The organism is Lysinibacillus sp. G1-3, assembly GCF_056322905.1.
This window is the reverse complement of record NZ_JBWHYQ010000056.1, coordinates 1-871: the sequence shown is the minus strand read 5'-3', so window position 1 is coordinate 871 and position 871 is coordinate 1. Positions and strand designations below refer to the sequence as shown.

At 28.2% G+C, this 871-nt stretch carries 1 protein-coding gene; it reads right to left on the bottom strand.

Annotated elements, in window-relative coordinates:
* Positions 1–871, bottom strand: an 871-nt coding sequence (locus tag ACVYAD_RS25075; protein WP_476428290.1) for an AMP-binding protein, incomplete at both ends; no start/stop codon positions are given.

The following is an 871-nucleotide window of genomic DNA, read 5'->3' as shown; positions in this document are numbered from 1 at the left end:
CAAACACATAATTAGTTAAAGATAGTATTTTATCATTGAATCCAAATGATGAATTAAAACTCCTATTCAAACACCTTATGAAATTATGTAGACTTGAATGTTTTAGCATTACTCCTTTCGGGTTACCTGTGGTTCCTGATGTATAAATAACATAAGCGAAGTTATATGGATCATTGATATTCACTAAATTTTCAGTCTCCAACGCAGTCAAATCTATTTTAAATAAGTCTATAATTTCCCCACTAAACTTTAAATCTTTTATTAAGCTTTCGGAACTTAATAAAATTTTACTTTCACTATCATTTAACATATATTCGATTCTTTCTCTTGGATAACTTGGATCTATTGGTAAGTATGCTCCTCCTGCTTTCAGAGTTCCTATTATTCCCACTACCATCTCCAGTGATCTTTCTACCATTATTCCTACTATCGAATCAGCTTTAACACCTTTAGTCCTTAATTCTTTCGCCAAATTATTGGCCTTTCTATTTAATTCTCTATAAGTTACCTCTTGATCTTCTAATACTACCGCAACCTTATTCGGTGTTTTGTTTACTTGATCTTCAAATAATTCTACTATTGTTTTTTCTTTAGGATACTCAGTTTTTGTATTATTAAATTCATGTAGTATATGCGTTTTTTCTTTTTCAGATAATATACTAATTTCATTTATTTTTATATCTGCATTTTTCGTTATATTATCTAGTACAGTAATGTAGTGTCTACATAATCTTTCTATTGTTTCTTTATTAAATAATTTCGAACAATATTCCATACTAAATTTTATTATTTTATCTTCTTCTAAAGCATCTAATGTTAAATCAACCTTGGATACCTTTCTATCCTCATTGTATTGGTAAAATCCAAGATC